Origin of the sequence: Flavobacterium sp., assembly GCF_003525665.1 — a bacterium.
In the GTDB taxonomy this organism is placed as follows: domain Bacteria; phylum Bacteroidota; class Bacteroidia; order Flavobacteriales; family Flavobacteriaceae; genus Flavobacterium.
The window spans coordinates 1-2,723 of sequence record NZ_DQDX01000010.1; the positions used below are offsets into that span (position 1 = coordinate 1).

Annotated in this window: 3 protein-coding genes; 1 reads left to right on the forward strand and 2 read right to left on the reverse strand. The window is 31.7% G+C overall.

All coding sequences use genetic code 11. From position 1 onward, the window contains the following. Positions 1 to 76: 76 nt before the first annotated feature. Both DIU01_RS00710 and DIU01_RS00715 read right to left on the reverse strand, forming a co-directional pair. Complete coding sequence (locus tag DIU01_RS00710; protein ID WP_290831350.1) at positions 77 to 451, reverse strand: RidA family protein; 375 nt, start codon at positions 449 to 451, stop codon at positions 77 to 79. An 8-nt stretch (positions 452 to 459) separates the two neighbouring features. Then, complete coding sequence (locus DIU01_RS00715) at positions 460 to 2,205, reverse strand: ABC transporter ATP-binding protein (protein ID WP_290831351.1); 1,746 nt, start codon at positions 2,203 to 2,205, stop codon at positions 460 to 462. 138 nt (positions 2,206 to 2,343) lie between these two features. On the opposite strand from DIU01_RS00715, the gene DIU01_RS00720 reads away from it, so the two are divergent. After that, on the forward strand, positions 2,344 to 2,723 hold a 380-nt coding region (locus DIU01_RS00720; RefSeq protein WP_290831352.1), incomplete at its 3' end, for a GSCFA domain-containing protein.

Sequence of the window (2,723 nt, forward strand, 5' to 3'; positions counted from 1 at the left end):
CGCTATTTCAGGACAAGACACTTATATAAATTAAAAAGCCTTTCATTCTTTTTGATTGAAAGGCTTTTTTATGCTGTTATTTTTCAATAATTGCTATTGCATCAATTTCAATAAGCCAATTTCTGTTTCCTAAAACAGTAACTCCAACTAAAGTACTGGCTGGATAATTTTCAGTACCTAAAAATGCTTTTCGTACTTTTCTGAAAATCGGTAAATCAGTTTCTGGATTAAAATTTACAATGTAAGTATTCATTTTTACTACATCTTCAAAACTAGAATTGCATTCTTTTAAAAGTGTTTCTAGATTTTTAAACGTCGCAATTGTTTGCGATTCTAAATCGTTTCCTTCACCAATTTGTCCAGAAATGTGCAATGTTTTCGTCGTTTCAGTTTCTACAATTACAACTTGCGAAAATCCTTCGTTTGGATGTAAATATTCTTTTTTAAACATCTTTAAATTTATTTTCGTTCCCCAATCTGTTGTCTCCACATCGCATAGTACAAACCTTTTTCTTCTAATAAAGCTTCGTGTCTGCCTTGTTCGATGATTTTTCCTTGTTCTAAAACAAAGATTTTATCAGCATGCATTACGGTTGGTAATCGGTGTGCGATTAAAACTGTAATTCTATTTTGGTCAGATATATTTCTAATGGTTGTATTAATTTCTTCTTCTGTAATCGAATCTAAAGCCGAAGTGGCTTCGTCAAAAATCAATAAATTTGGATTTCTTAAAATCGCTCTTGCAATCGACAAACGTTGTTTTTCACCACCAGAAACTTTAATTCCGCCTTCACCAATGGTTGAATTTAATCCATCTTCGGCACGTTCTAACAATCGGTCACAACTTGCTTTGTGCAACACTTCAAGCAATTCCTCATCAGTTGCTGATGGTTTTACAAACAATAGATTTTCACGAATCGTTCCTGAAAATAACTGCGCATCTTGCGTTACAAATCCGAGTTGTTTTCTCAAATCCAATAAATCAATTTCTTTTGAATCAATTTCATTGTAGCGTACATTTCCTTTTTCTGGCGGATACAATCCAACTAATAGTTTGACCAATGTAGTTTTTCCTGCTCCAGATGGACCAACAAACGCCACAGTTTCGCCTTGTTTTATATCGAAAGTGATATTTTCGACTGCATTGTGTTTGGCCGATTTATGTTTGAAACTTACATCAGAAAAATGCAAAGCTTTAATTGCTCCAACATTTTTAGCATTTTTCGGTCGGTATTCTTTGGGTGCGTTCAATAATTCTTTGAAGTTTTCCATAGAAACTTTGGTTTCATTTAAAGCAATTATAAATGTTCCAAGTTCTTGAAGCGGACCAAAAATAAAGAAGGTAAAAAAGACCATGGTCAATAAATCGCCAACGATTATTTTTTCGCCAAACAAGAAATAATACAAAGTAAAAACCACGCAAGTTCTAAGGAAATGAACCGTTGTTCCTTGAATAAAACTCAAACTTCTAATGAAACGAATTTTCTGTAATTCGAGTTGAAGAATTTTTAAAGTGTTTAAATTCAATCGTTTTTCTTCTTGATACGTTAATCCTAAACTTTTTACCAATTCAATATTTCGTAAACTTTCAGTTGTTGAGCCAGCAAGTGCATTGGTTTGAGTGACAATTTTTCGAGAAACTACTTTGATTTTCTTACCTAAATAGGAACTTACCAAAGCAATAATTGGAGCCGTAATTAAGAAAATTATTGAAATTCTGTAGTCAATTTGAGAAACGTAAACGATGACAAAAACAAATCCGATAACAGTTTGAAAAATCAATGAAATCGAAAGCGTAATTAATTTTTCTGAATCAATTCTTACTTTGGTTAATTTGCTTAAAGTCTCACCACTTCGTTGATCTTCAAATTGTTCGTATGGTAAGTCAAGCGATTTTTTGATTCCGTCAGTGTACATTTCAGCGCCAGTTCGCTGAATCACTATATTGGTAAAATAATCCTGAAAGTTTTTGGTAATTCTAGAAATCATAGCTGCACCAAGAGATAATCCGAGCCAAAAAGCAACCGATTTAATAAAACCAATTTCGTTGCCTTTGTATTTGCCAATTCCAACACCGCAATCTTGCATTAATTTTCCGGTAATAATAGAGTCAGATAAACTGAAGCAAATGTTAACTGCCGCCATTAATAAAGCGATAAACAGCAGCATTTTATGTTTTTTGAGATAGGAATATAATAGTTTCATGAAGCTTTTTAAAATTTGATACAAAAGTAGAAAATAAAAGACATGAAGTTGACGTTTTCGATTGCATTAATTTATAGTTCATACGAGATTTTAAGGTTAACCAATCATTTTGTATTTTTGAAGTTCAAATAGAAAAACATGAATTTCACAACCAAAGTTCCAATCGAAAAATATAAAAATCCGATAGATTATAATTCCAGAATTATGTCCTTGGGTTCGTGTTTTGCTGAAAATATGGCTGAGAAATTCGAGTATTTCAAATTTCAAAATTCGGTAAATCCGTTTGGAATAATTTTCAATCCAGTTTCCATTGAAAAATTAGTAAATCGAATGGTAAACAAAATCGAATTTACAGAAGAAGATATTTTCTATCACAACGATTTATGGCATTGTTACGAAGTTCATTCGGAATTATCAAATGCAAATAAAGAAGATTTTTTGAATAATTTGAATTCGATTTTATCAGAAAATTTCAAGATAATTTCAAATGCAACTCATTTTATAATCACTTACGGAAC

Bases quoted from the DNA above. Each gene is read 5' to 3' on its own strand.
- DIU01_RS00715 (WP_290831351.1), bottom strand. From the start codon at position 2,205: ATGAAACTATTATATTCCTATCTCAAAAAACATAAAATGCTGCTGTTT.
- DIU01_RS00710 (WP_290831350.1), bottom strand. From the start codon at position 451: ATGTTTAAAAAAGAATATTTACATCCAAACGAAGGATTTTCGCAAGTT.